The sequence below is a fragment of the Achromobacter kerstersii genome (genome assembly GCF_902859595.1).
Lineage (GTDB): Bacteria > Pseudomonadota > Gammaproteobacteria > Burkholderiales > Burkholderiaceae_B > Achromobacter > Achromobacter kerstersii.
In genome coordinates, this window is the sequence record NZ_CADIJQ010000001.1 from 1,116,859 (window position 1) to 1,143,538 (window position 26,680).

The 26,680-nt window shown below is 55.1% G+C and carries 21 protein-coding genes; 2 read left to right on the forward strand and 19 right to left on the reverse strand.

The features are described 5' to 3' along the window. Positions 1-16 precede the first annotated feature (16 nt). The 19 genes from HV765_RS04880 to HV765_RS04970 form a co-directional block, all read right to left on the reverse strand. Positions 17-736: a DUF6270 domain-containing protein gene (locus HV765_RS04880; protein WP_254600449.1), complete on the reverse strand. Its 720-nt coding sequence runs from the start codon at positions 734-736 to the stop codon at positions 17-19. Positions 737-1,140: 404 nt separating this feature from the next. Then, complete coding sequence (locus HV765_RS04885) at positions 1,141-3,366, reverse strand: glycosyltransferase (RefSeq protein ID WP_175168992.1); 2,226 nt, start codon at positions 3,364-3,366, stop codon at positions 1,141-1,143. Then, positions 3,363-5,612 (reverse strand): CgeB family protein, encoded by a 2,250-nt coding sequence (locus tag HV765_RS04890; protein WP_175168993.1) that lies wholly within the window; start codon positions 5,610-5,612, stop codon positions 3,363-3,365. Before HV765_RS04890 ends, HV765_RS04885 begins: the two co-directional genes overlap by 4 nt. Positions 5,613-5,665: 53 nt before the next feature. Next, positions 5,666-6,928, reverse strand: a complete 1,263-nt coding sequence (wecC, locus tag HV765_RS04895; protein WP_175168994.1) for a UDP-N-acetyl-D-mannosamine dehydrogenase — start codon at positions 6,926-6,928, stop codon at positions 5,666-5,668. Between the two features lie 44 nt (positions 6,929-6,972). Continuing rightward, positions 6,973-8,100 (reverse strand): non-hydrolyzing UDP-N-acetylglucosamine 2-epimerase, encoded by a 1,128-nt coding sequence (gene wecB, locus HV765_RS04900; RefSeq protein ID WP_175168995.1) that lies wholly within the window; start codon positions 8,098-8,100, stop codon positions 6,973-6,975. Further along, positions 8,097-9,818 (reverse strand): class I SAM-dependent methyltransferase, encoded by a 1,722-nt coding sequence (locus HV765_RS04905; protein WP_175168996.1) that lies wholly within the window; start codon positions 9,816-9,818, stop codon positions 8,097-8,099. Before HV765_RS04905 ends, wecB begins: the two co-directional genes overlap by 4 nt. A gap of 17 nt (positions 9,819-9,835) precedes the next feature. After that, positions 9,836-10,999, reverse strand: a complete 1,164-nt coding sequence (locus tag HV765_RS04910; protein WP_175168997.1) for a hypothetical protein — start codon at positions 10,997-10,999, stop codon at positions 9,836-9,838. 78 nt (positions 11,000-11,077) lie between these two features. Next, entirely contained in the window at positions 11,078-12,838 is a 1,761-nt protein-coding gene (locus tag HV765_RS04915) for a hypothetical protein (protein WP_175168998.1), read from the reverse strand. Positions 12,839-13,012: 174 nt separating this feature from the next. Next, entirely contained in the window at positions 13,013-13,669 is a 657-nt protein-coding gene (locus HV765_RS04920) for an ABC transporter ATP-binding protein (RefSeq protein ID WP_175168999.1), read from the reverse strand. Further along, entirely contained in the window at positions 13,666-14,451 is a 786-nt protein-coding gene (locus HV765_RS04925) for an ABC transporter permease (protein ID WP_175169000.1), read from the reverse strand. Before HV765_RS04925 ends, HV765_RS04920 begins: the two co-directional genes overlap by 4 nt. A 36-nt stretch (positions 14,452-14,487) precedes the next feature. Next, positions 14,488-15,549 carry a polysaccharide biosynthesis/export family protein gene (locus tag HV765_RS04930; protein ID WP_254600450.1) on the reverse strand — a complete coding sequence of 354 codons (1,062 nt, stop codon included), beginning with the start codon at positions 15,547-15,549 and terminating at the stop codon, positions 14,488-14,490. Between the two features lie 66 nt (positions 15,550-15,615). Then, positions 15,616-16,722 (reverse strand): KpsE/RkpR family capsule polysaccharide export protein, encoded by a 1,107-nt coding sequence (locus HV765_RS04935; protein WP_175169002.1) that lies wholly within the window; start codon positions 16,720-16,722, stop codon positions 15,616-15,618. 211 nt (positions 16,723-16,933) lie between these two features. Beyond that, a complete protein-coding gene (locus HV765_RS04940; RefSeq protein ID WP_175169003.1) occupies positions 16,934-18,559 on the reverse strand; it encodes an LTA synthase family protein in 1,626 nt (541 codons plus the stop codon). Next, positions 18,552-19,346: an SDR family NAD(P)-dependent oxidoreductase gene (locus HV765_RS04945; RefSeq protein WP_175169516.1), complete on the reverse strand. Its 795-nt coding sequence runs from the start codon at positions 19,344-19,346 to the stop codon at positions 18,552-18,554. Before HV765_RS04945 ends, HV765_RS04940 begins: the two co-directional genes overlap by 8 nt. Before the next feature lie 250 nt (positions 19,347-19,596). After that, the gene (locus HV765_RS04950) at positions 19,597-20,097 is read right to left on the reverse strand and encodes a Dps family protein (RefSeq protein ID WP_006222203.1); all 501 of its coding nucleotides are present in this window, start codon (positions 20,095-20,097) and stop codon (positions 19,597-19,599) included. Positions 20,098-20,247: 150 nt separating this feature from the next. Then, on the reverse strand, positions 20,248-21,198 hold the full coding sequence (locus HV765_RS04955) for a LysR substrate-binding domain-containing protein (protein WP_054421931.1): 951 nt from the start codon (positions 21,196-21,198) through the stop codon (positions 20,248-20,250). Between the two features lie 82 nt (positions 21,199-21,280). Further along, on the reverse strand, positions 21,281-23,371 hold the full coding sequence (gene recG / locus HV765_RS04960; RefSeq protein WP_175169004.1) for an ATP-dependent DNA helicase RecG: 2,091 nt from the start codon (positions 23,369-23,371) through the stop codon (positions 21,281-21,283). A gap of 39 nt (positions 23,372-23,410) precedes the next feature. Then, the gene (locus tag HV765_RS04965) at positions 23,411-23,797 is read right to left on the reverse strand and encodes a Rid family detoxifying hydrolase (protein ID WP_175169005.1); all 387 of its coding nucleotides are present in this window, start codon (positions 23,795-23,797) and stop codon (positions 23,411-23,413) included. 108 nt (positions 23,798-23,905) lie between these two features. Next, positions 23,906-24,820, reverse strand: coding sequence for a LysR family transcriptional regulator (locus HV765_RS04970; protein WP_054421925.1), 915 nt, complete (start codon positions 24,818-24,820; stop codon positions 23,906-23,908). Positions 24,821-24,919: 99 nt separating this feature from the next. On the opposite strand from HV765_RS04970, the gene HV765_RS04975 reads away from it, so the two are divergent. Together HV765_RS04975 and HV765_RS04980 are read left to right on the forward strand one after the other, a co-directional pair. After that, positions 24,920-26,278, forward strand: coding sequence for an acyclic terpene utilization AtuA family protein (locus HV765_RS04975; RefSeq protein ID WP_175169006.1), 1,359 nt, complete (start codon positions 24,920-24,922; stop codon positions 26,276-26,278). Then, positions 26,275-26,664 carry an AtuA-related protein gene (locus HV765_RS04980; protein WP_054421917.1) on the forward strand — a complete coding sequence of 130 codons (390 nt, stop codon included), beginning with the start codon at positions 26,275-26,277 and terminating at the stop codon, positions 26,662-26,664. Before HV765_RS04975 ends, HV765_RS04980 begins: the two co-directional genes overlap by 4 nt. The last annotated feature ends 16 nt before the right edge of the window (positions 26,665-26,680 follow it).

Genomic DNA, 26,680 nt, shown 5'->3' on the forward strand with positions numbered 1-26,680 from the left:
GTTACCTCCCAAAACTTCAGCTGCGTACCCCCCCCTCCATCTCCCTAATACGGCCAAGCGCAAAATCCTGCGATGCTCGGCTGAAATGGAACGGCGCTTTTCCCCACTGGTGATCATCGGGGCAAGTAAGTAAATTTCCATATTCGAGAAACTGCGAAGCCGCCAGACTTCCTCTCAGGATGTCGTACATCTTGCTAAGCATTTCATTACACCGTCCCACCCAGTTCGCACTGAACCTTTCGCCACTTTCCGTCGCAGGTTGATAGAAAACGGTATTGACCAACACCCTGCTCAAAAGGCCTCGATCTTTGAGCAGCTGTAGCAACCGCACCAAGCCATTCTCCCAGAACATCATGAACTCGGGAGAACCCGATGGAACAATCGTGGCCCCTGGATGTTCGCTCCCACCCGCAGCAATGAGTTCCGAAGAAAGTGTGCAACGGCTCTGGTCCGGCATCACGAGCAAATTGAAGCGCTCGTCTACGAGATCGAGGAGGATTACATCCGCATCGATCGTCGTGAGTACAGACGTGAGCCGCTTCTCGATATCCATTGCAACTAGGCGTGCTTGAAACGCGGAAGATAAATTTTTGCTGTAGACGTCATCAAACGGTTGCGACGAAAAGATGGATCCGATCGATGTTCGCGCAGCATAGAGCACTATATCGATCGTTTCTTTCGATTTCTCATTGAATATATCCCTAGAGACACAACTCCCCAAGATGCATACTCGCATTTTCTTCCTTTCTGGCTCGGCGAGTTCGCACAAAGCCTCAATGGCAACGACGTGAATAAATAGAAATAATCCACAGGCATTTCGAAATCGCCTCCCTAAACGAGGAAAGCCTCTTGACCCTGCGGAGTCATATAAAGAGGTTCAGATATAAGAAACCGCCGACTCTTAATGCCCTGACTTTATTACAATCTAGAATAGGCCGTTTGAGTGACGAGTCCTGCCCGAAGAAAGAAGGAAAGCAAGCCTTCCTGCCTTCTCCTTGCCGGAATTTGAAGCGGAAATAGAAGGAAAATCGTCAGCTTTTGGGGCGGGAAATTCCCTTGCCCCCCAGGACAAACAAACGCGACGCGGCTCTTACAGAGAAGCGAAAGGCTGCTCGCCGAGCGCCTCTGCGACCACATAATCTAACAAATCGATTTTCCAAGAATCCCCGTAAGAATATCAGCGCAAGGCTTAACGATGCTCTCCCAGTTTTTTGACTTGGCGATACTCAACCTGTCTTGCACATGTGCGTCCGCATTATTTATAGCGGCTCGAATAGCCTTAACCCACTCGCTCGCCCCATTTGCCTTATATAGACCTGGAATGTCATCCTTAATGGCGTCCATAGGTGTCATTACCACCGGTCGTCCCGTAGCGAGGTACTCCCACAGCTTGAGTGGATTGACGGCATGCATTGCCTCATTCACCACAAATGGAATAACAAGCACATCATATCGATTGCATGCAGCAGCACCTGCGGACCGGCTTACTCTGCCTGAAAAATGCGTATTAGGCAGCGCATGCAGACGGTCGACGAACTCCTTCATTTTTTCCAATCTATGGCGCTCTACCTGCCCATGGAAGAAAAAATCCACCTCGGGTAGTTCTTCTACGACTTCGCACATTGTCTCCCAATCGAAGAAATCGGAGAGATTTCCAAGATAACCGACTGAGTGGCGAAGCCCTTCAGTATTGGGTTGACCGCCGACCCGATAGGACTCGAAAATTTCAAACGCAACGCCATTACTGCAGATACTGGACGAACGGCAATGGCGTTGCTTCCGAGATGCCAACGGTTGGGAAGTGAAAAAGACATGTTCCGCCTCATGGAGAACCAGCGGCTCCAGATCCTGCATCTTCCCTATCGCAGTTCCATCGCTGAAGTTCATCGTATATTCGTCATAGACCTCATAGACGAATCGCTCCCCCGCCGCGATATGAGTCCGCTGGTCAGGCTTATAGATCCAATGAAGAATCTCTTTGTCTTGCCCAAAAATGCCATGCACAGCAGCCTTGACCGCATCACCAAAACTCGCTGCATTCGCCAACGCAGAATGCAGCACAACATCCTTGGGTGCATTGTGCCCAAATATCAAATGCATCTTGTATATGTTCCCACACACTTTGGCAGGACGTAATTGCGTATAGCTATCGAGCGTTTCCTTATCGCAAATGCCGCGATCGATCATGGTCTTGTAATGCGTGCCAGGCTCGATTACAAGAATATCCAAATAACTCTCCACATTTTTGGCCAGCCCCTCCAGCATCTCCCGCCGGTGAAAAATGCTCCAGCTATCTATCGAATAAACAACCAAAACACCTTTCTTACGCGATTCCGAAACCTGTATGGCATCGCTTGACTTCTGCCAGCAGATGCTCAAAACATCAAGCCATTTTTCGGTAACGACCGCAGCATCGTAGTTCTCTTGCACAAATTGGCTGGCTTGACTATTAAGCCTCGGGCGTGCATTCGACCGATTCAGGCGTGCGATCTGGCTTGCAGCGTTCTGAGCGCTATCCACCAACTCTGCAAATGGATAGACCGAATCCGCGCCCGGCCACTTCCATACGATAGGAGTCACATTCGAACTGATGCCTTCGGCAACCGCCATGTGAAAACTCTCAGCGTCCGAAGGTGACAAGATATAGCCGATTTTTTGAAGCCACCTGTGAACGTCATTGCCAGCCGGGTCAAATATCACCTTATAGCGTAGCGAACCAGAATTAATCCGCTCGAATATATTCTCATAGTATTCGCGTTCTTTGGTTCGTGCCCATAGCCATTTATAGCTTTGAGGCGATGGACCTTTCACATGCAGGGTATATCTATCGTCTTCGGCCAGCAATAATTCCAGCGTATCAAGGGCCAAGTCGAAGCGTTTGCTTGCAGGGGCAACGCCGATCATTCCAAGATTAAATTCCGACCCACCAAACTTTTGCAGCTGGAATTTCTTGACGTCAATAAAATTCCCGATTACGCAGGTCTTTTCGCTCGGTATGGAGAATTTTTTTACACATTCTAAGCGAACATGCTCGCCGACAAAAACCATGACGTCGACGTTCTTATAGTCAATCTGCGCGGGAAAATCCGTCCTGCGCTCTTGGGCATGGAGCCTAACAACCAACCGTTGATTCGGCCGCTTGTACTGAGCCGCGAACACGGCATTACCCAATGCCCACTCGGCGATGATGATATCCGCCCATTCGATTCCCAAAAGGGTCTTCGCCGGATCGTGTTGATGATGGCCCGCCCACTCATCGATACGGAATTCATAGCGCCCACTCTTCTCCAATTGGGCTTGGAGAGGGTGCCAGAATTTCAAATCATGACCGGTTACAAGGACTTTCTTCGCGCTGCTGTTGTTCATACGTCAATGAGCTTAGAAATCTGCGCCGCGTTTCCGATCAACGCGGCGGCGGAATGATCCATGAAATTTGCGGTGTCCGACGCGAACACCTTATCAACGGCGACAAGCCTGAGGCTAGCCTGGATAAAGTCCTCCAAAGTCTGCAATGACTCTTTTACGCGGTCTACAACAGAACGTTCGATCAAGAGACTTCCTTTCGCTAACGACTTGGAATAACTATAGCAATCTGTTGAGTTTATTGGTTTACCGACCACGTTCCCGCTGGAATATTCGAAAGCGTTTAGCATGTCTTGAAAGTAATGCGCTCCATAGTGCGCTTTTCCATCAAGTACAGCGAGGTGCGAGGCGTTCCACTCCAGCATGCTGTCGGCTATATGATTTCTCACATCGCCGGAATTACGAACCACCTTTACCGCGCCATCTTGGGCTAGCAATTCGGGAGAGTTCGTAACCACAACCAAACGAGTTTGAGTTCTGAGCAGCTTCTGTGCTTGCAGTACTGACCTCAATGCGACCAACTCGGCTGAGGTGTCTGCTTCTGCTATGCACAAAACACGTCTTTCAGGAAGCAGTTCATGACGTAAGCCGACCGTGTCGAGCACCTGCTGAAAGCGATGCGCGAATGTATGCTCGGCAAAAATCGCGCGGATTCCACGCAGGCTGCGCCGCCGCCATTCCGCATCGTCATTCAAGAGATGTCCAATCGCCTCCTTGGCTTCGTGCTCGTTCTGTACAAGCCACACAAGCTCGTTGCCGAACATGCGGTCAATACCGATGGATGGGGTACTGACGATCGGCGTCCCGCACGCCAACAATTCGAATACGCGCCGGGAGAACATGGTGTTGGAATCGATTACCGAGTTAACGTTTAGGAATACTCGATAACTCCTATACGCCAGGTTCATTTCTGCGTAAGGAAGCTTCCCGCGCACGAATGGCGAGTATCTTTCCGGGAAGCAAAAGTCCTTAGCCACAGCACCGGCATTTCTATCGAAAATATCGAAATCGAAGTTAGTCGCTGCATTCAACAGCATCAGTTGGTCGTCACGACGCTCTTTAAACCGGTTTGCATAGTAGCTACCGGCAAAGCAGACTTTCGAATTTCTACCACTCGAACCGATAGGATTGTGCAAGCTAGCTTCCGCAGCGAATGGCAGCGCATTTATCTGGGCATTGGTTCGCTTCTTGTAGAGCGGAATCGCCTCTTCCGCCGTTGTGAAAATATAGTCAAATCCGCTAGCTGAATCGATGAAATTATCAAAATGAACGGGATCTTCCTTGTTCCAAAAAACGGAGGGAATCCCCCTCTTCTTGGATTCAGCAAGCAGCGCGGCCAATTCCGTACCAGGCGGGTGCGCATATTTAGATACCCTATATTGCCAGGTCGACTTATTTCCCCGCCAAGCCGACTCGACAAAGATCAATTCCGGCTTGTCCCGTTCCAGTAACGGAATAGCATTGTCCGGCCTGGGTTCGATCAAATTCGCCTGCGGCGCGAAGCACTCCCGGCTGAACTCGTCAAATATCGACATAACTCGCACCCGGCCATCATCAAGTGGCAGCGGCCAGCCCAACATCGAAACCTCATGATTATCGACCTTGCCAAGAGCAGCCTGTGCAGTCGACGGGCCATCCGTTGTTGCTCGGAGCTGAGTGCCGCATAGGACTTTCGCGCCCTCGGGTATATGGAATCCGACAAAGCCCATTACCGCTTCCACGGCGTTTCTAGGTGGCGAAAGACTGAACAGTTTGGTCTCGACACCTTTGCTATCCATAAGATAGCAATAATCGTCATACTTTTCGGATTTGCTCATACCAGGAAATGGCCCTGGAATCTTCTTACCTTCAGCATCCAAATATTCTACGAAGGCCAAGGCCTTCGGATGCTTGGCCTTGTCCACATTGGAATAGCTGATTTTTCCATGGAATCCGACACGCTTATTCGGCGGCAGTTTTACACGGAAGTATAAAGGCCTGGAATTATTTAGTTCGATATTATCAGTATCAACATCAAGCAATCTTATGCTTGAAATTCGAGCATCGCCCCCGGCCCTATTGGCACCATCCGAAGGTGCAGCCGAAAATAATTCGGGCAACCGTTTCAGACATAATTTAACGTTCACCTTGAAGTAATCAGGGTTCAGGTCAGCCGAGAGTTTTCTAAACAGATCCAAGGCAGTTGAAAAATTGCCTCGCATATATTCATCATATGCTTGACGAGTTATTGACATATTATCGAAATCCACCCATTTTCAGTATTACATATCGACCATCATGATACTTATGATGGCATATCACCTCATGCCAGCAACCCCACGGCATCAATGATGTTATGGCAAAGCTTGATATCGTCAACCGAAACTAGAAAAGCCGAATGCTTTACAAGAACGCAGACAACATCTGCTTGCTCCAACGCCGAACCCAGGGAGGAGAGCTTCGTTGTTCTGGAACTTAGTTTCGCAGGCAGTTCTTCGATATTTGGTTCTACAGAAAGCACTTTACATCCGAGCTGACCGAGTTGTAAGCAGATCTCGACAGCCGGGCTTTCCCTCAAATCGTCAATATCAGGTTTGAAAGCCAGGCCGAGGCATGCAACCGTTACATCGCCGATCGTACGATTCGGATTTTTCGCCAGCACATCGGCTACGGCTGCCTTGGTCTTGAGCAACACCCATTCTGGCTTGTGATCATTCACTTGACGCGCCATATGGATAAGGCGTGCTTCGTCGGGCGCCGAGTCGACGATGAACCAAGGGTCTACCGCAATGCAATGCCCGCCTACCCCGGCACCAGGTTGAAGAATATTCACGCGGGGATGCCGATTAGCCAATGCAATCAATTCCCAGACGTTTATGTTCAACTTTCCGCAGATCATTGAAAGTTCGTTTGCGAATGCAATATTGACGTCGCGGAAGCTATTCTCTGTAAGTTTGCACATTTCCGCGGTGCGCGCGTCCGTGATGATGCATTCGCCTTGTACAAATGTCTTATAGAGAGCGCAAGCCATTTCGCTGGCCTTGCGCGTCATACCACCGATCACACGATCGTTAACGACCAGTTCGTGTACTACCTTTCCAGGGAGCACACGTTCAGGACAATGAGCGATCTGAATATCTGCGCCCTCACCCTCTTGCTGGGGGAACGTCAGGTCGGGGCGCTCGGCCGCCAGCCAAGTCGCCATCTGCTCGGTAGCCCCGACGGGTGAAGTCGACTCCAGGATCACGAGGTTGCCCTTTTTCAAGACCGGGGCGATCGACTTAGCGGCTGCCTCTATATAACTGAGATCTGGCTTGAAACCATCGACGAACGGGGTCGGAACCGCTATGAGAAATGCGTCCGCAGGCTCCGGCTCCAGCGTGGCGCGCAAGTACCCCTCGTGCACAGTGGCTTGCACCAAAATATCCAACTCTGGTTCGACAATGTGGATATTGCCGCTGTTTATAGTGTTTACCGCGTGCTCGGACACATCGACGCCGATGACTTTCTTCTTGCGTGAGGCAAACAGCGTAGCCGTGGGCAAGCCGATATAGCCGAGCCCGATCATGGAAATCGTATTGAACATGTTGGGATATTTTCTAATTTATATAAAAACGCCGGATATCGTTACTATGCGTTGGCGGTACGTGCAGTTACCGCCTCCAGAATCCGCACAGATGCTTTGCCATCACCGTATGGATTGAGCGCGCGAGCCATGGCTTGGTAAGCACTTTCATCGTCTAGCAAGGTCAGTACGCCGGTAATGATCTTGTCGATATCTGTGCTGACCAACTTCACCGTGCCGGCCTCAACCGCTTCAGGTCGTTCTGTTGTGTCTCTCATCACCAACACTGGCTTGCCCAACGAAGGAGCCTCTTCCTGCACGCCACCTGAATCAGTGACGATCAGGTAGGCGCGAGACATCAAATACACAAAAGGCAAATAATCCTGAGGCTCGATAAGGAACACATTCTTGACGTCACCCAAAATACGGTGGACAGGTTCTTGCACTGACGGATTCAGGTGAACAGGATAAACAATCTGTATATCTTCGCGCGCGCTAAGCGTTCGAAGCGCAGAGCAAATGCGTTCAAACCCCTCACCGAAATTTTCACGACGATGACCAGTGACGAGTACAAGACGCTTGCCCGGATCCAGGAACTGGAAGCGTTCCGACAAGCCCCTCGCCAGGTCTTTGTCATCTCTTAGCTTTTCTACCACCAATTGCAGAGCATCGATAACCGTGTTGCCAGTGACGTGAATCACATTGTCATCGACTCCTTCGCGCAGTAGGCTCTGCCGCGCACGTTCGGTAGGTGCAAAGTGCAGTGACGCCATGCGGCCGACAAGGCTACGGTTCATTTCCTCTGGCCACGGGGCATAAATATCACCGGTACGCAGTCCGGCCTCAACGTGGCCGACGGGCACCTTCTCGTAGAAGGCAGCCAAGCTCGCCGCCATGGTGGTCGTGGTATCTCCATGGACCAGCAACAGGTCGTACTTCTTCCGTTTCAGAACGTCTCGCATGCCGAGCAAGATGTTGCTTGTGATATCCGTCAGATCCTGACCTGCCTTCATCACGTTCAGATCATGGTCGGGACGAATTCCGAACAATTCCAGTACTTGATCGAGCATCTGCCGGTGTTGCGCGGTTACGCACACTTCGGCCTGAACACCCGGTGCCGCGGCTAATACTCGTACAAGCGGGGCCATTTTTATGGCCTCGGGACGAGTACCAAAAACGGTGAGAATATTCATGCTTTCTTCCTAAATAACAGGCACGTTAATTGGTGCTTCTTATCCTGCGATACTTTGACCGGCGGTATTATCTGTTGGCCCACGGTCCAACAGTCTCCAGTCCAGTAGTCCCAATATTCTTGCTTCAGAATTTCTAGTCCAAATCTCGATAGCCAACGATCAATATCCGCACGACAATACGCTTGGGTCACATATTTCGCGGTCTGCCCGTAAGCAGACCCTGGCAACTTATAGACATTGTCCACGTATCGGTTTTCGTTGTAAGGAAAGGTCATGACAAGAAGCCCGTTCCGCGCCATAAGGCCGCTCATTGACTCGACAGCTTTATCACACTCTTCTATGTGCTCGAGCACACTGATACAAGTGACAAGATCAAACTGATCTGAAATTTTGGCTTGAGTAATATCGTCATTCACAACGTGATAGTGCCGATTAACAATATCCTCAGCCCAATAGTCCTTAATATTGTCTATAGCGGTAACCAGTGGCCCGCTATTTCTCATCAAATGAGGCAATGCTGTTGTACCCGTACCAACATCCAAAATTCTCTTCGGATAATATTTGGCAATAACAGCGAACAGAAACGCGAACTCCACCGCCCTTTCGTTGAAGCGGGAAAAAACCTGGCTCTTGTACTCTTGTTCGCACACCTCTCGCACCCAAGACGCCCCGATATTCGCGATCGGAAGCGTACTCCTTATCACCTTGAATTTGGTATGGTGGAGATTTAATTCCCCCATACCCATTAACCTTATCCCTACCGCAAAACTATCCGCATCAGCATTTGAAGTAAACCTAAGGAAAAACGAGCCAAAATTTGGAATCATATGGCGGGAGGCGATCCGCTTGCCATTTTTGTATTCAAAAATCCATATTATTGGGTTATGCCCACCAGAGTTGGATATAAACCCATCGATCACATACTCCCAACCCCCCTCCAATGGAAACTGGGCGTCCCTTGGATGATCTAAGCTCCCTGCCGCCGAGGTGGTGAAATAAATAGGAATAGCAGCTTCCGTCTTATACCTCAGCACAGCCTCAGCGCGTTCAAACTCCCCTCTAGAGTCAGAATTGAAGCAACCTGAGAACTTCTCAGAATCAATTTCGACATCGCAGGAAAATACTGCCGGAAAAGTCTTAACCACTCCCGCCGCTTCAACCGGAGTGACGCTCACCGCTTCAGAGTTTGACCGTTCGCGAAACCTGGTTTTTAGTCTGCTCGCTTCTACCTGCAGTCGCACCGGCAACAGAAGTCCCGTATCTCCCAGCCCGGCGACATCCAAAGCGGCTTCAAGATATACAGCCGCCTTCTTAGAATCTCCAAGAAGCATGGCCGCGCGCGCCAAGGTGCTTTGCAAGCTCGCAACCGCGATGCGTGCGACTTGCTGCACTGTGCAACCCCAAACGCGGGCTTCAAGAAAAAAAGACTTTGCAGATTCGAAATTTGCGAGTTGCTGATGCGCGGCTCCGACGAGAAGGGCCAAAATGGCCCGCGTCCGCAGAGGTCTCAAGTCTTCCAAGCTCAATTGAACTAGTTTTTCCCACTCGCCAAACTGCCACTGTGTCAGACACCTAGAAAATATTGCGTCGCCCGCCAGTAACTCCTGCTGCGCTTGAGCGGTGTCATTGGATCTTTGGGACGCACGCCCGACCACCGCAGGATCAGTGGTTTTCGTTCCGGCGGGAAATGATGAACGATTCCGACGATTCTTTCGCATAGCGGCGCGAACCTTCGTCAAGATTCGCGACCACTGAGCAGCAGATCCTTGATGAAATTCATCTGTGCCTCGGCCATTACCAGTTCCTGTCGCAGCAATTGCATTTTATGCTCCGAATCGTGCATTTCATTTTCGAGCCGTTTGATAATTTCTTTCGCTTCCCGAGAATTCTGCTTTGCCTCGTCCGCACTTTTTTGCGATGACAAAGCCTCCGCCGACAAGGACGAAAGTTGCTTTTCAAGCGAAAGCTGAACTTGTTGCTGTTGCAACCTCTGACCGGCCAGCCTGCCAATCTCTGCCTCTAACTGAGTCTTCTCGCTAGTCAGGATGTCGATTCGAGCCTCATATTCAACGAGCTTCTGGCTTTCCGCCTCTCGAACCACCCCTGGTCCAGACTGCGCTTCGAGGTTGGAAGTCAACTCTGCATTGTTCTGACGCAGGACGCCAAGTTCGGATGTGTGCTTGCCAATAAGTTCGTTCGCGACACTCAACTCGGCCTGCACTCCCTGTACGGTGCTCTCCAACTCACGCGCTAGGCGCCGCCAATCTCGAACAAAGAAGGCCCTTACGATGCCAGGTGTAGGCTCTTCACATTGGACTCGCTCCATAAAGCCTGCCCTGCTCAGCAGCTGCCTGCACGTCTCCAAGCGCATACCGTCCACGAACGGCCCAGTCTCGTCACTCGCTTTCAACGCCCTTACCTCAATGACGTCGAAATCCCGAAGCTCACCCTCCGAGCCCTTGAGTATGTCCGCAGCTGGAAAGCAATCGATCGTCATCCAATTAAACCGCCCTTGGCACCGATCTTGATGCTCTTGGATAATGTCCACGAGAGATTGGGATTCGAGCAATTCGCTGTCGCGCGATTCCAAGTTACGCCATAGGAAACGCAGTTGCTCAGCGGGAACGAGAGAACTCTCCTTGGCGTTCGATGCGTGATAGAAGACGCTCTCTCCCGAATCGGGGGCCACGAGCACCCTTCGACAAATCCATTCCGAATTTCCATAGAGCTTCTTCTCCAGATGGGCAAAAGGCTCCTGCGAAGCCTCAATGGCCAGCAAATGTGTGACATCGCTGGCAAGGCACCTTTCAAGATCTGTTCCCACTCCTGCACCGACGTAAATCCAGCCAACTATTGGATGCGTCATCTGCAGCTGGTCGCGAACTTGTGAGAGTTCCATCCTATTTCCCACTATCACCCCTAAAACTGATGCGATGTCCCAGCCCAAAACAAAGGCGCTTAAATTTCGAGCATGTGTTTATTTTTTTGTGGCACGCGAGGCCTCGAATTCCCGAACACTTCGCCGCATAGCCGCCGGCAGACGAAACCAGCCAATTGGAGATCCAATGTTCTCTAGAAAGGCCTTACCTAAGCGATACGACAAGTGCTGTTTGGTCTTTTCCGCCTCGTGCGCATCACGATACTGAGAGATTGCGGGCAACTTAATACTAGCGGAAGCTTTGCGCGCTCTTTTAAAATCTCGGGTCGTTTGAATCAAGGCCGCCGGCATAAAAATCCATCCGGTCAGTGATTTGGAAGAATGTAAAATCGTCGCACCCAACCTATAGGTCAGTTGCTGTTTAATCCGGTCAGCAGCGCCGTACAAAGGCGGATTTCTAAGAATCTCTCTCTTCCTGAATTCCCGATTATCGCGATATAGCAGCTCAAGCTCTTCGTGCACTATCCTAAGCTGCGCGAACAACTGCTCATATTCCGACCTGAGTTCGGCTTTGTCTTTGTCTACCGCCTTCAAGCGTTCGTCGAACGCCCGCGCATTGGCGGCGGCCTCCACTTGAGCATTCACCAATTGAATATTTATGCGCTCGGACGCCAATTTCTCCGTGGCTGCCGCGGCAGATCGCCGCTCTAGATCTTCTTGCACGGTCAGCAGTTGACTCAGCAGTTCGTTTCGCTCTGCCAAAGCGTCACGATTCGCAGCCTCTGCTTGGCCATGGGCCACATGAAGCTCGTCCTTTATCGCGGCATTGACTAAGCTTAGGGAATTGATTTGTTCATTGAGGCCACGATTCACGCCCTCAAGCAACTCCAGCTTTTGTATAGATGCTGCTTTTTCAGCCGCATTATTGGCCATGGACTCGGAGAGGGCCTGTTCCTTGTGCGCTAACGATTGCTCCAGTGACCGAAAGTCCAACCAAGCGGACAGAATCGGAAGCGAAGTTTGCTCCGAACGCCGCTCCGGCAACGTGGCAACGGATTGCAGGTCCTCATAAAGCTGACCGGCCTCTGGGAACTGCGCCACTAACTGTTCAGCCAAGAAATGCTTCAATGCGCCCTTTGACGTTAACGATTCGCAAGGGTTCTGCTCGTGATTCAAATCGCCGTATCGCGCGAGCCCCCCTATAGCAGAATCGGACCTGTCCCAACGGGCCGCATTTCGCGAGAAGTCACTGGCCTGATTCTCCAGGAGATACGCGGGCGGTTCGGCCAAAGGAGCATCCAAGCGCGTGCGCAGGTGTTGAAGGTACGTCTTAACGGACGACGTTGCTTCTTCCACATGTACGAGCACGCTGCGCTCGGGATTACGGTTGAAGAAATGCAGCATCTCCGAGTTGAAGGCGCGCCACCCCCGTAGGCGTTGATCCAGTACCTTAGGATCACCAATATGCGCGTCATTTTCGGCCGGAGTCAAAGCCGCCGCAGGCTTCGAATATATAAAGACAAACTTGAGAGCTGGATCCAGGCGTTTCCAGTAGTCAAGCAAATGTATGGCATTCGAATCCGACCAACCCCAAAAATGTTGATCGATGTTGCCTAGCATCAAGTCTAAAACTAGACTCTGCCAAATCGGGCCGGGCTCCAATTGATTCAACGTGCCGGGCCCTAGCGTCAAAGCATCACTCGGAACGCCATGTGCCTTCAACAGGGTCGCACCCAACTCAGCGGGAGTAAAACCCTCTTTCCTAGATGGCAACGCACCAGCCATGCCGCACTCTCGCAGCAGATTTTCTATATCTAGGAGGGGAGTAGATGGATGGCCAACGATAATAATTTTATTCATGATGCTTGAAAATCCGTATTGGCCGCCTCTAGATTATTATTGCAAGTCCCGGACGAATAACTTTTATGCATTGCCCGCCAATTAAGCAGGAAACGCCGTGAACTGTTCCGCATTCTGCAAACCCGGTTTCCTGCTTCACCCGAATATCTTCCTGCCATGAAGTGACTCTGCCCCCTACAGCGACGTATAAGCAGCAATCCCCTCTTCCACATCATCGAACCGTTGGATCTTGCCATTATTCAATAGCAACACCATGTCGCAAAAAGATCGGACTTGGCTCATCCCGTGCGTGACTAGCAGGATGTTCGCCTTGCCGACGCGTTGCTCAAATGCTTCAGTTGCCTTTTTCTTGAAGTGCGTATCACCAACCGACATGGCTTCATCAACGAGATAGTAATCGAAGTCAAAGGCGAAACTAAGGCCGAATGCGACTCGACCACGCATGCCCGAAGAGTAAGTGTTCACCGGCTGATCGAAATACTCGCCAATTTCCGCAAATTCCTCTACGTAATTAACAACCTCTTTCATTCGTTCGCCCTCCGCGCCATAGACCCGGGCGACGAATTTGACGTTCTGTCTTCCCGTCATTGAGCCCTGGAATCCGCCACTCAAACCAACGGGCCACGAAATCGTCTTTCCAGAGATAATCTTCCCCGAATCCGGAGTGTCTTGACCGCCCAGCAACCGCATCAAGGTAGATTTTCCGGCACCATTTCGACCAATAATCGCGACATTTCGATTTGAAGGGATTTCGAAGGACAGATCGCGAAAGATGTATTTCCGCCCATGGTTCGTGCGATATGACTTAGTAATAGAACGAAGTTCGATCATATTGCCACCAACTGCTCGCGGCGAACTCGGTAAAGCACCACGCCAACGAATAGGGTCACCAATGAGACCGCAGCGGCATACCCGATGCTTATGCCGTTGACTTTCGGATATTGAAGAAACGTGGCTTCTCGAATCCCGTCGATGAGATGAAGAAAAGGATTCCACCACATCCATTCTCTGAAATGGGGAGGTACAAACCAAATGGGAAGAACGACCCCGGACACAAAATAAAGCGGCATGAACAAAAGCCTGATGAACCCCTTCAATTCAGGCATCGCTTCGCCAATGACGCAGAATACCAATGCCAAGCCAATCGAAAAAGCAATGCCTAAGGACATCACCATAATCCACTTCAAGGGATCATGGATGGCAACGTCATACCCGCCCCAGAATCCCAGTGCAAAAATTATCGCCACGTAGACGCAGGCCATCAAGGCGCACTCCACAATCGTGCGCGCCAGAATCGTATCTATAGGCTTTATCTGCCGATAAGCGAACAGAGCTTTATTAGCCGAAATCGATTCCATGCCTTTCATGATAATGTTTCTGAAAAGCAGGTAAGGAATAAGCCCGGTGATCAAGAACATGGGAAAAGGCGGACCATATTGGAACTGACCGCGCATCAATGAAAAAATCGCAGTTAACGCAACGATGTGCGCCAACGGTTCAAATATGAACCAAAATGCGCCCAGGCGGTCCGCACCGAATCGCCCCCGGACCTCTCGGACGACGAGGGCGAACAGCACCGCCTTAATTATGGTTAACGAATTTCTTTTCTTCATTGCATTCAGCAGAAAATGGGCGAGACGGAGGCGACACTATTGATCAAAGGTCTCAATCGTCCGCCCCAGCACCAGCACCTGAACGATTGGTGAAATAATCTTCTGCAATTCATACACGACTGCATTCGTCACGTAGATCGCATCTTCGGGCTGCACCAGGAACTGGCGGGCCAAAAACATAGCTGCCGGTTCTTTCATATTCAGACGGAACACCTCCGCCATTGACTTGACCTCGCCCGTAGTCGCATCAGTCTGATCCACCAACCGGAAGATGAAGACGCCCGCTGCGTCGGCCTTACCTTCATTCAACCCCTTGACGGTGCCGAGAACCTCAAGAAGGCTCGCATTATTTGACGGCAAGTCATGCAATCCCGGCAGCCCGACCGCCCCCATAGCGACGAATCGTTGCCGCGCCCGCTCGAGAATCACCTCCGCCCCGGGCGGAACGATTTGATTCTTCCCCGAAAGCAGGTCCTGATAATTGAACTGGTAAGACTGCTTTCCGGTCCGAACTACAACCCGAATTAAATGAGGTTCCAATAATGGCCCACCCGCGCGATTGATCGCGTCCAGTAAAGTCAAGGGGCCTTGCAACGCAGAGAACCTACCAGGACTTTTCACCGCACCCGCCACTAGCACGGATCCAGATAAATCGCCGGTTAAGCCGACCTGTACTTGCACATCAGTCGTGATTCCTTTCAGCCTTTTTCTGATTAGGGCTTCAAGCTCGCTCAACGTCATATCAGCGACGACCTGGCGACCCACGTAAGGCAGCGATATCGTGCCCTTGCTATCCACGCGGACACTATCAAATACCGTGCCGCCCAAGGCAAGGGGCGCAAAAACCGCACCTTCGATGGCACTATCTGCAATCATCACCCGAATGACGTCTCCGGGCACCAGTTTCACTTCCGGAACGCTTGGCATTGCAACTGAAACACCGGGGGCCTGCTCGCGAGGCCGCATATACGGCGCAATAGTTTGAGCACTCAGTTCAATCAGCTTGTAATCCTGCGACTCGTCATTGCTGACGACCGCATTGCGCGAAGGGCCGGCCGCCGACAATAGGCTGCCGCAACCCGTCAGTAACAGCGGCACACATAAAACTGCAAGCCGACATGCAGATTGGGGAATTATCGATTTCATGGATTTAGAAGCGCAGTTTCAATCACGATGGTCTTCGATCGTAGCGATGACGAAGCGGGCAATGCCATAGAACAAAAGCAGTCCAATGAAGAGAGTGATCAGGTTATAGATACGCTCGGGATAAATGGCCTTGTCAGGGGCATTAGGGGAAACGACCGTAACCAGGCTGCGCAACTTCTTGCTGGCTTCAATTCTTGTGGACTCCACTGAGCTGACCGCATACTTATAAGCCTCTTCAGCGATAACCGCATCAATCGTCAAATTCCGGTACTGCGCCGCCACGACATTAAGCTTGTCGCCGCCCTTTTCAGACAACAGACGATTTGACTCCGACTTCAACTGCGTTTCCAGGGCGCGTATTCGGTTCCTTTGCTGGCGGACCTGAGGGGTATTACTGTCGAGGGTGGCCAGCAGACCATTCAACGCGGTGCGCTCCTTAGTAAGGCTAGCCTCCAACTCCACGATAACGCCAGCCCTGGCTTTTGCTGTCGCTTCAGCGTCAAGCAGGTTGCTTTCGTTTTGGAAAGTCAACATTGCGTCGCGCCTCTCTTCATACGTCTTACGTGCGCTAGCGAGCTCGCTTTGCGCAAACGCCATCTGATCACGTGCCATCCGGTGGGAGAGTTCATTCACGAAGCGTTCGCTTTCGCCAAGCATGACTTTAAGAGTTTGCTCGGCAAACGCAGAGTCAAACGCCTGCACATTTACGCCCAACAGCCCTGTCTGTTCGTCGAACACTGTCGTCACAACGCGCCTATAAAACTTCAGCAAATCCTCTTGCGGCGAATCCGCGGGCAACCAATAAAGCGGGTCCCGCCACCGTCCCGCATAATGCAGGGACCAGTTTAATTCGCGCTCGAGCACATTCAACATATCTTGCGAAACAACAAATTCGCGAAGATACAAGGTTTCTTCTCGCGAAGTCGGATTCAAACCGGTAAGCATTACGGCCAACCCCGGAATCTGCGGCGCCTCGTTATTACCCACTTGGCGAACAGCGACCTGTGCCCCGCTAACATAGCGATCTAACGCAAAGAAACTGTAATAAACAACCGCAGCCAACATCGGAATGGCGACAAGCCACACCATAAGATGCTTGGACTTGAATTTATCGAAATTTATCATTTTACATTTTGTGATCTATATCGAATGCTGAACTGTTACGGCATTCGTTCGACTGTCAGCTTTTTCTTTACGTTTTTACATAGAAGGAGCCGCAGCATTGTACTAGCATTGGCGCAGGGATCTGTTACGTTCAATATCAAATTTAAGACAAATTATTTACACACGCCATTCTGTGCGAGGCTATTGAAACTTGATGTAACACAGCAACCGACTAACGCCGAGGTGCAATCGGGTTATACAGCTGCGCGGCCGTTAAAAACGCAATCGCAAGATCTGCAATGTCGCACGATTTCGCTCTGATATTGATATCCGAAATATTAATTGCCGCATCGGAGCGCCACAGCAGATAATCGGAGTCTCCTACTGGCGCACCGAGCTGCCGATAAACGCCGGTCATGATCGGCACATGGTCACCATATATACATAACGACGACGGGCGTTCGCGGCTCTTCAACGCATCTCTAAGCATGCCGAACATCGCATCGGCATTTCGTAAATGCCGTGCGTAGGTCACGAGATCGTCGCAATCGCCCGGAAGCTGGCACTTTAATAATTCTCTCCTGTCGCGGTCCGAAACCGTTTCCCAATGAAGGGGCCCATGATTTTCCATCGTGATTACATGGATATAAACAGGAGCATCGTTCTCGCGGGGCAACATTTGAGCCACTTTTTCCGCCAAAGCTCGGTCGCCGACATACGGACCATCCCTGGTGACATCATCAAAGGCTTCAATACCAATGAATTCGTCGAAACCCATCCGTGGCAAGACCACATCGCGCCGATAAAAGCTGCGATGGTACGGATGTACACAAACAGTCCGATACCCTAATCTTTTGAGATAAGAGGCAAGCGTTGGAAACCCATTCCGAGCAAGAAAACGATAGGGATTATATTGATGTACACCCAATACCTTGCCGGAAATTCCTGAAAGAAAACTGAATTCCGTGCGTACTGTATTTGCGCCCCAAGCCGCGACAGTCAGGCTTCCGTGTCGAACTGACTCGCTTTTGATCAAGTCAAAATTTTTCAGCACCTCCGGCTTCAATGCCGAATAGTAGCGTCGAGCGTCAAAGAAGGACTCGCTTTGAACAACAACCAAATCCGGCGGCGCCGACGCGGGAAGTCCCTGCGGAGCTTCTAGCCTCGCGAACGGCGCTAGCTGGTGCAGCTCATGGGGCGATTGGCGCTCCGCGTGTGCATAAGTCCACAGAGCAGCCACGAGTCCAAAGGAACGCAAATCGTCCGAGGCTTCGTAAATCGGCCTGCAATGGCGCCCAGCACAAGATGCCAGAAGTAGCCCGGACGCAGCTAATGCCGCCGTATGTAAATAGAACGGCATCAACGGCGCGACGGGATCGAATAAATGGGCCTGCTGTGCAGGCCCATACAACGCTAGCCATATGCCCGCACCCGCAGTCATGGATCCTTCCAAGGCAAGCCCTGCCCATAAGGCAATGCCGTATCCGCCTCCAGCAACCAATGTGTTCAGCGCACCGAAGAATGGTAAGTACAACCGGGGATGTCGAATTGCATCAACGAAGTATTCGAAATCTGGATAAATAAATGGCTCTCTCAATGTGCGATATTTGGCGTTGCTGACCAAAATGATAAGGAGCTCAATCACAAGCACATTCGCCACGCCGAAGTATGGGCGCCGAAATAGTGCCAATTCGAAAGCGAATAGCATTGTCCACACACCGACATGCACGCCAACAGAAGCCAATGGTCGACGCCAAGGCACTAGCGGCCTAGGTAAAAGCAGCCCCTCCAATGCCAGTGAAAGCACCAGCCCTGCCAGGTAAGGCGGCAACAGGGGTATCCAATAGCCTTCAATCACCGTAGCCCATCCTCTTCAGGATCCACCCCGACACGGCCGGATGGATCACCGACAGCAGGAAGCACCCCAGATTCAGCGGAAACGGAAAACTGATCCTCGCCCTATTCCGCTGCAATCCACGGCGAATCACCCTGGCCGCTTTATCCGCTTTCCACAAAAACGGCTTGGGACCAGGCATGTCGAAGCACATTTGTGATTCCACGTACCCCGGCATGACGACGTTGAACTTGATGCCTTCACCGGCAAGCGCGTCGCGCATGGCTTCGCCGTATACCTTCACCGCGGCCTTGCTGGCGCTGTAGCTAGGGGTTTCCGGCAAGCCTCTCCAGGCCGCCAACGAACTGATCAATGCAATCTGTCCATGCCCCAGGCGACGCATGGTGGGCAGCACGCCGTGGACGGTGGCGAAGACGGCTTTGACGTTTACGTCCAAAAGGCGATGGACGTCTTGCCAGTCCTCGCCCTGCCCGTCCGGCCCCGTGTTGATGTTGACGCCTGCGTTGGCGACCACCAAGGTGGGCATTTCGGTTTCGCAGACCTTGGCCAACCACGCCAAGAGGGCGTCGTGATCGCGCACGTCAAGTTCATACGTGATGACGCGCGCGCCCAGCGCGCCGCAACGGTCGGCCAGTTCTTGCAGACGAGCGGCGTTGCGGCCTTGCAAGATCAGGGTTTTGGCGCCGGCGCTGGCGTATTCCAGCGCAAGCGCCCCGCCGATGCCTCCGGTTGCGCCAGTGATGAGAACGCAGCGCGGAAAACCGGGCTCTTGGCTATCGGTGGTGTTCATGCTTGGGGGACTGAGTTGGCGCGGGGGCCAATGGGGGGTGCGATGAAGCGGCAGGGCACGCGAAGCCCGCGCGGCGAAGGCGCGGCTATCTGGGTAAAGGCAAGACGTATAGCGAATGTAGGCGTTATCTGTGGCACGGCAACATGGACATGGCCGCCTTTCGGCGGCCATCATCGGGGTGTTCACAAAGTTACGGCCATCTCCCCGGATGGGAAGATGGCCGGCCATTGTAAGCGATCAATCGATCGATTTATTGCAATAAGCTACGCAACATCCACGCATTCTTCTCATGCACATCCAAACGCTGCGTCAACAGATCCGCCGTCGGCTGGTCATTCGCAGCATCGGCCTTCTCAAAAGCCGCACGCGCGGTCTTGGCGACCGACTCATTGGCACTGACCAACAAGCGCACCATTTCCAGCGCTTCCGGCACCGATTCCGGCTCGGCGATCGACGACAGCTTCGAGTACTCGCGATACGTGCCCGGCGCGTAGTGACCCAGCGCGCGAATGCGTTCGGCGATGCTGTCCAGCGCGTTCCACTCTTCCGTGTACTGCGTCATGAACATCAGGTGCAGCGTGTTGAACATGGGCCCCGTGACGTTCCAGTGGAAGTTGTGCGTCATCAGGTACAGCGTGTACGAGTCGGCAAGCAGCTTGGACAATTCGCCGGCGACGGCGGCGCGGTCCTTGTCCGAAATGCCGATGTTGATGCGCGGAACGCTCGGGGTCTTCTTGGTGGACTTGGCCATTGCTAGCTCCTATTAGGAAAAGTACGAAAGAAGGATACCACTGCAAATACGACGAATTGACGCGACACCCGCATGAATACAGGCCTGCGGCGCAACGCTTTGATGCGGCTCAAACTTCATCAGTCGGGGCGGCTGGCAGGACCAAAGCGATCAATCCTGAACCGCCGCAACTTCATCCGCCAGCATTTTGACGCCGGGCAATTCACATTCATAAACGGCTTGCGCCAGTGCTTCGATGGCGGCCAGGCGGGGGAAGCTGCGGCGCCATGCAAGCACCACCCGGCGTTCAGGCACGTGGCCCTCAAACGGCAGGTAGCGCAGCAGGCTGTTGCTGGGCGGATGCTCAGGCACAGCCGTCACCGGCAAGACCGTGACGCCGATGCCGGCCGCGACCATGTGGCGGATGGTTTCCAGCGAAGAGCCTTCGAAGGTGCGTTGAATACCATCGCTGGCGGCCGAGAAGCGTGACAGTTCCGGGCACACTTCCAGGACTTGATCGCGAAAGCAATGGCCGCTGCCCAAGAGCAGCATGGTCTGCTGCTTCAGGTCTTGGGCGTCGATGGATTTGCGCTGCGCCAGTTCGTGGTCGTTGGGCACTGCGACGATGAAGGGTTCGTCGTAAAGCGGCTGCATGACCAGGCCGGCTTCGGGCAGCGGCAACGCCATGATGGCGCAGTCGATTTCCCCCTGACGCAGCAGCTCCACCAGGCGGACGGTGAAGTTTTCTTGCAGCAGCAGCGGCATTTGCGGGGTGCGGCCGATTTGCACCGGCACCAGCTTGGGCAACAGGTACGGCCCAATGGTGTGGATGACGCCGACGCGCAAGGGGCCGGCCAGCGGGTCGTGGCCCTGCCGCGCAATCTCCTTGATGCTGGCGCTTTCTTCCAGCACTTTCTGCGCCTGCGCGACGATGCGCTGGCCGATGGGGGTGACGCCCACCTCGGCGCCGCCACGCTCAAACAGCGTCACGCCCAGTTCGTCTTCCAGCTTGCGTATCGCGACAGACAGCGTGGGCTGGCTGACGAAACAGGCCTCGGCTGCGCGGCCGAAATGCCGTTCGCGTGCAACCGCGACGATGTACTTGAGTTCGGTGAGAGTCATGGTGGACTACGCCCCCGGGGGTTGTGCGCGGGCGTTTTGGCCCGCGCTTAAATGATTCAGGTGATGGACGGGCCGCATGGCGTCAGGTCCGTAAGAAGTCTTCGCGGCCGCGCATCCAGCGCGCCAGGTGCGCCTCGACGGCGGCCGGGTGTTCGGCGCGCAGCCAGACGGCGGCGTCGCGGGCGTCTTCGGCGATGGCGGCATCCGTCTCCAGGTCGGCGAAGCGCAACAGCGCCATGCCGGATTGACGCGTGCCCAGGAATTCGCCGGGACCGCGCTGTTCCAGGTCGCGCCGGGCAATCTCGAAGCCGTCCGACGTTTCAAACATGGCGCGCAGCCGTTCGCGCGCGACTTGCGACAGCGGCGTTTGGTAAAGCAATACACAGACAGACTCGGCGGTGCCGCGCCCTACCCGGCCGCGCAGCTGGTGCAACTGAGCCAGGCCGAAGCGTTCGGCGTGCTCGATGACCATCAGCGATGCATTGGGCACGTCCACCCCAACTTCGATGACGGTGGTGGCAACCAGCAGGTCGACCTCGCCTTCGCGGAAGGCTTGCATGACGGCGGCTTTTTCCGCTTGGGGCAGCCGGCCGTGGACCAAGCCGATGCGCAGGTCGGGCAAGTCAACGCGCATGCCTTCGTAGGTGTCGACGGCGGTTTGCAGTTCCAGCGCCTCGCTTTCTTCAACCAGCGGGCAGACCCAATACACTTGCTGCCCGCCACGCGCCGCCTGCGCGACGTGGGCGATGACTTCTTCGCGCCGTGCGTCAGACACCAGCTTGGTCAGCACGGGCGTGCGGCCCGGCGGCAGTTCGTCGATGACGGAAACGTCCAGGTCGGCAAAGAAGGTCATCGCCAAGGTGCGCGGAATGGGCGTGGCGCTCATGTTCAGCTGATGCGGCACGATGCGGCCGCGCACGGTCTCACCCTTCTTCGTCAGCGCCAGCCGTTGGCCGACGCCGAAACGGTGTTGCTCATCAACGATGGACAGGCCCAGCCGATGGAATTCAACGTGGTCTTGAATGATGGCTTGCGTGCCGACGACGAGCTGCACGCTGCCGTCTGCCGCAGCGGCGGCGGCTTCACGGCGCGCTTTGGCGGTAAGGCTGCCGCTTAACCACGCGACGTTGATGCCCAGCGGCTGCAGCCACGAGACCAGCTTGCGGAAGTGTTGCTCGGCCAGAATTTCGGTGGGCGCCATCAACGCCACTTGGGCGCCGCCGGCAATCGCCTGGGCGGCGGCGATGGCGGCCACGACCGTTTTGCCGCTGCCTACGTCGCCCTGCAACAGGCGATGCATGGGGTACGGCTTGGCCAGGTCGGCGGAAATTTCCTGCACCACGCGTTCTTGCGCGGCCGTTAACTTGAATGGCAGGTTGGCGTATAGCTTGGCGACCAGGCCGCCGGCCTCGTTGCGCACCGGTAGCGATTCGGCTTCCTTGATGCGACGGGCGGCGCGCGCGGCGGCTAGCGACAACTGCTGCGCCAGCAGCTCGTCGAATTTGATGCGGCGCCAGGCGGGGTGGACGCGGTCCAGCAGCGCTTGTTCGGATTCGCCTTGGGCCGGCGTATGCAGCGCACGGATAGCGGGTTCAAAGGGAGGCAGGTCGTAGCGGGCGCGGGCTTCATCCGGCAAGGTGTCGGACAAATCCGCGCGATCCAGCGCTTGCGCGATGGCGCGGCGCAGCGGCAGCTGCGGCAGCCCTTCTGTTGTGGGATAGACCGGGGTCAGCGCCGTGGGCAGCGGCGCGTCCGCATTGGTCATGCGGGGGTGCACCATCTGCCGGCCAAAGAGACCGCCGCGGACTTCACCGCGAGCGCGCAACCGTTTGCCCACCGCGATCTGCTTTTGCTGGCTGGGGTAGAAATTCAGCCAGCGCAATTGGAGTTCGCCCGTTTCATCCGCCAAGGTGGCGGTGAGCTGACGCCGAGGCCGGTACTGCACCTCGGATTTCGTGATCTCGCCTTCGACCTGGCCAGCAAAGCCCGGGCGCAGCGAACTGATCGGGATGATGCGGGTTTCGTCTTCGTAGCGCAGCGGCAGGTGCAGCACGAAGTCCTCGGGCAGCACCAAGCCCAGATTCCGAAGCTTGCGCTCGGTATCCGTCATCGGTTTGCCGGCGCCTTTGGTATCGGCGCCGGGTCGCTTGGAAGCCACTGCCGCGGCCGGCATGAAGAAACGAACCTCTGGGCTTGACCGTCCGGGTGCGCCTTACAGGACCAGAATGGCTTCGACTTCGAACTGCGCGCCCTTGGGCAGGCTGGCCACACCGATGGTGGAGCGTGCCGGGAACGGCTGCGGAATGATCTCGGCCATGATCGAGTTGGCGGCGGTGAACTTGCCCAGATCAGTCAGGAACAAGGTCAGCTTGACCACGTTGTCCAGCGTGCCGCCAGCTTCGGTGATGACAGCCTGCATGTTGGCAAAGGCCTGACGCACTTGCGCGTCAAAGTTTTCAGAGACCAGATCGCCGGTGCCGGGCTCCAGGCCGATCTGGCCCGAAAGGTAAACAGTCTTGATGCCGGTAACGGCAACCGCTTGCGAGTAAGGGCCAACGGCAGCGGGTGCGGCGTCGGTATGGATGATTTGCTTGCTCATGGGCGGAATCCTTCAGGTGACGGATAGAAGCTACAACTATCGAAGTTTATCTAGCAATAGACGTTTGCGAAAGTGGCCGGATGACGCAGGGACGAATGAATCCCGGTTTCATGCCTCTGCCTGATGGCCGGCGCCGCCGATATCACCGCGATGGGCGATCAGCAAATCCACCAGCGCTTGGGCGGCGACCGACAAGCTGCGGCCCTTGCGCTGCACCAGATAGAGGGGCCGCGTCAGCGCACGGCCGGCCAATGGCACCACGCGCAGATCGTCGCTGGCGAAATGAAAAAGCGTCATGGCTGGCACGACAGACACGCCCAATCCGGCTCGCACCAGCCCGGTTACGGTGGCCAAGTGTTCGACTTCGAAGACCGGCGATGGCGCATCGGCGCCGAAAGCCTCGTCCAGATGTTTGCGCACACTGCTGCCGCGCGCAAGCTGAATGACGGGGTGGCGGACGATATCGCGCAAGCGCACTGATTTTTGCGCAGCAAGCGGATGATCGGCGCGGCACACCAGAAAGTAGCGGTCGGCGTGCAGAAATTCGCTGTCCAAGTCCGTCATGTCCGCCCGCCGCGACGCCACCGCGAAGTCGACCTGCCCGCTTTGCACCATATTCAGACAAGGTTCCAGCAAGGCGTCGCGCAGATCCAGCACGATGCCGGGGTGCTCATTGCTGAAGCGCGCCAGCAGATTGGGCAGCCAGCCGGCCGCCAATGACGGTAGCGCCGCCAGCGCCACGCGGCCACGGCGCCGGGCGGCGTGGTCGCGCAGGTCTTCCATGACGAGATCCATATCCGCTAGAAGTCTGCGCGCGGACGCGTCCAGCACACGGCCTTCGGCCGTCAGTTCGACGTGGCGGGTACTTCGGTCGAAAAGGCGCAGCCCGGCGGTGTCTTCCAGGGACCGGATCAGCGCGCTGAAGGCGGGCTGCGTCAGGTGGCAGCGCTGCGCGGCACGCGTGAAATGCCGTTCTTCAGCCAGCGCCACAAAGGCGCGGAGTTGGCGTGCAGATAGATTCATGGCTTTCTTCTATCAATTGATCCGATTTTTCTATTTTACTGATGATCGGCAGGTGCCTATAGTGGCCTCGACACCCGCAAGGCCCGACTGGACTCCCCTATGCCTCAAACCCCTCTGCTTATCGGCTGCGCGTCAGGATTCTCTGGCGACCGGACCGACGGCGCCGCCGACGTGGTGCGCACCCTGGCTGCCCAGGGCGGCGGCACGCTGATATTCGAAACCCTGGCCGAACGCACGCTGGCGCTGGCGCAACTCGCGCGCAACGACGACCCCAATCGGGGCTACGAGCCGCTGCTGGACGAACTGGTATCGCCCGTGCTGGCGGATTGCCTGCGCCATGGCATCAACATCGTCAGCAATTTCGGCGCGGCCAACCCCGCAGCGGCGGCCCGGCGCATTGCCGCGATTGCCCGCGAACAAGGCCTGCCCGTGCCTCGCATCGCCGTCGTGCATGGCGATGCCTTGAACACGCCCGAGCAGCGCGCCCTGCTGCAAGACCGTTTGGGCGCCGGGCTGGCAGGGCAAGAAGTCGTTAGCGCCACGGCGTATCTGGGCGCGACCGAAATCGCCGAAGCCTTGGCGGCCGGGGCGCAAATCGTGGTGGCGGGACGCGTTGCGGACCCTTCCCTGACGCTCGGCCCGGCCATGGCGCACTTTGGCTGGGACGCCGCCGATTGGCCGCGCCTGGGCCGCGCGACCATGGCCGGCCATATGCTGGAATGCGGCCTGCAAGTCACCGGCGGCTACTTCTGCGTGCCGGGCCTGAAGGATGTACCCGACGTCCACGCGGCAGGTTTCCCCATTGCTGAGATCGATGCCGACGGCGAATTCGTTATCGGCAAGGCGGCCCACACCGGTGGCGTGGTGGATGCCCGCACGGTGAAGGAACAGCTGCTATATGAAGTCCACGACCCCGCGCGCTATCTGACGCCCGACGTCGTGGCCGACCTGAGCCAGGCGCGCGTCGTCGAGCTGGGCGGCAACCGCGTGGCGGTGCATGGCATCACCGGCCACGCGCGGCCCGCCGAATTGAAGGTCAACGTCTGCTATCGGGGTGGCTGGCTGGCCGAAGCGGAAATTTCCTACGCAGGGGTGCAAGCTGAAGCCCGGGCACGCCTGGCTGCGGACATTGTCCAGAAGCGGCTGGGTTCGGCCTTCAAACTGCGCGCGGATTTGATCGGCGCAATCAGCATCCTGGGCGACGACGCCGGTGAGATGCGCCGCGCCCTGCCTGACTCGCACGCGCGCGATGTACGCCTGCGCCTGGCCGGCGAACACGCCGATCGCGCCCAGGCCGAACGCATTTTGCGCGAAGTGAATGCGCTGTACACCTGCGGCCCGGCAGGCGGCGGCGGCGTGCGCACCGCGTTGCGGCCGCGTTTGAACATGCTGTCTTGCACCATCCCCCGCGACGCCGTGCAAAGCGGCTGGAAATTCCTGGAGGAAATCGCGTCATGACCCGCGCCCCCCACACGCAAAAAGTACCGCTGTATCGCCTGGGCCACAGCCGCTCGGGAGACAAGGGCAACATCTCGAACCTGAGCCTGATCGCCTGGGACCCCGAGTGCTACGACGTGCTGACCGCACAAGTCACCGAAGCCCGCGTCGCCGATTGGTTCGCGTACCGCCACCCCACGCGCGTAACGCGCTACCTGCTGCCCACGCTGCACGCCATGAATTTCGTGCTGGAAGGCGTGCTGGACGGCGGCGTGAACGATGCCCTGAATCTGGACACGCACGGCAAGAGCCTGTCCTTCCGATTGCTGGACCTGACGGTGGAGGTCAGCGCAGAACTGGCCGCCCGCCTGCCAGACATACCCGGCGACCGCCCCGCGGCCGCCTGATACTCCCCGCCCGACC

Coding starts and splice junctions, on each gene's coding strand:
- HV765_RS04880 (WP_254600449.1), bottom strand. CDS start 736: ATGCGAGTATGCATCTTGGGGAGTTGTGTCTCTAGGGATATATTCAAT.
- HV765_RS04885 (WP_175168992.1), bottom strand. CDS start 3,366: ATGAACAACAGCAGCGCGAAGAAAGTCCTTGTAACCGGTCATGATTTG.
- wecC (WP_175168994.1), bottom strand. CDS start 6,928: ATGTTCAATACGATTTCCATGATCGGGCTCGGCTATATCGGCTTGCCC.
- wecB (WP_175168995.1), bottom strand. CDS start 8,100: ATGAATATTCTCACCGTTTTTGGTACTCGTCCCGAGGCCATAAAAATG.
- HV765_RS04905 (WP_175168996.1), bottom strand. CDS start 9,818: ATGCGAAAGAATCGTCGGAATCGTTCATCATTTCCCGCCGGAACGAAA.
- HV765_RS04910 (WP_175168997.1), bottom strand. CDS start 10,999: ATGGAACTCTCACAAGTTCGCGACCAGCTGCAGATGACGCATCCAATA.
- HV765_RS04915 (WP_175168998.1), bottom strand. CDS start 12,838: ATGAATAAAATTATTATCGTTGGCCATCCATCTACTCCCCTCCTAGAT.
- HV765_RS04920 (WP_175168999.1), bottom strand. CDS start 13,669: ATGATCGAACTTCGTTCTATTACTAAGTCATATCGCACGAACCATGGG.
- HV765_RS04925 (WP_175169000.1), bottom strand. CDS start 14,451: ATGAAGAAAAGAAATTCGTTAACCATAATTAAGGCGGTGCTGTTCGCC.
- HV765_RS04935 (WP_175169002.1), bottom strand. CDS start 16,722: ATGATAAATTTCGATAAATTCAAGTCCAAGCATCTTATGGTGTGGCTT.
- HV765_RS04945 (WP_175169516.1), bottom strand. CDS start 19,346: ATGAACACCACCGATAGCCAAGAGCCCGGTTTTCCGCGCTGCGTTCTC.
- HV765_RS04950 (WP_006222203.1), bottom strand. CDS start 20,097: ATGGCCAAGTCCACCAAGAAGACCCCGAGCGTTCCGCGCATCAACATC.
- HV765_RS04955 (WP_054421931.1), bottom strand. CDS start 21,198: ATGACTCTCACCGAACTCAAGTACATCGTCGCGGTTGCACGCGAACGG.
- recG (WP_175169004.1), bottom strand. CDS start 23,371: ATGCCGGCCGCGGCAGTGGCTTCCAAGCGACCCGGCGCCGATACCAAA.
- HV765_RS04965 (WP_175169005.1), bottom strand. CDS start 23,797: ATGAGCAAGCAAATCATCCATACCGACGCCGCACCCGCTGCCGTTGGC.
- HV765_RS04970 (WP_054421925.1), bottom strand. CDS start 24,820: ATGAATCTATCTGCACGCCAACTCCGCGCCTTTGTGGCGCTGGCTGAA.
- HV765_RS04975 (WP_175169006.1), top strand. CDS start 24,920: ATGCCTCAAACCCCTCTGCTTATCGGCTGCGCGTCAGGATTCTCTGGC.
- HV765_RS04980 (WP_054421917.1), top strand. CDS start 26,275: ATGACCCGCGCCCCCCACACGCAAAAAGTACCGCTGTATCGCCTGGGC.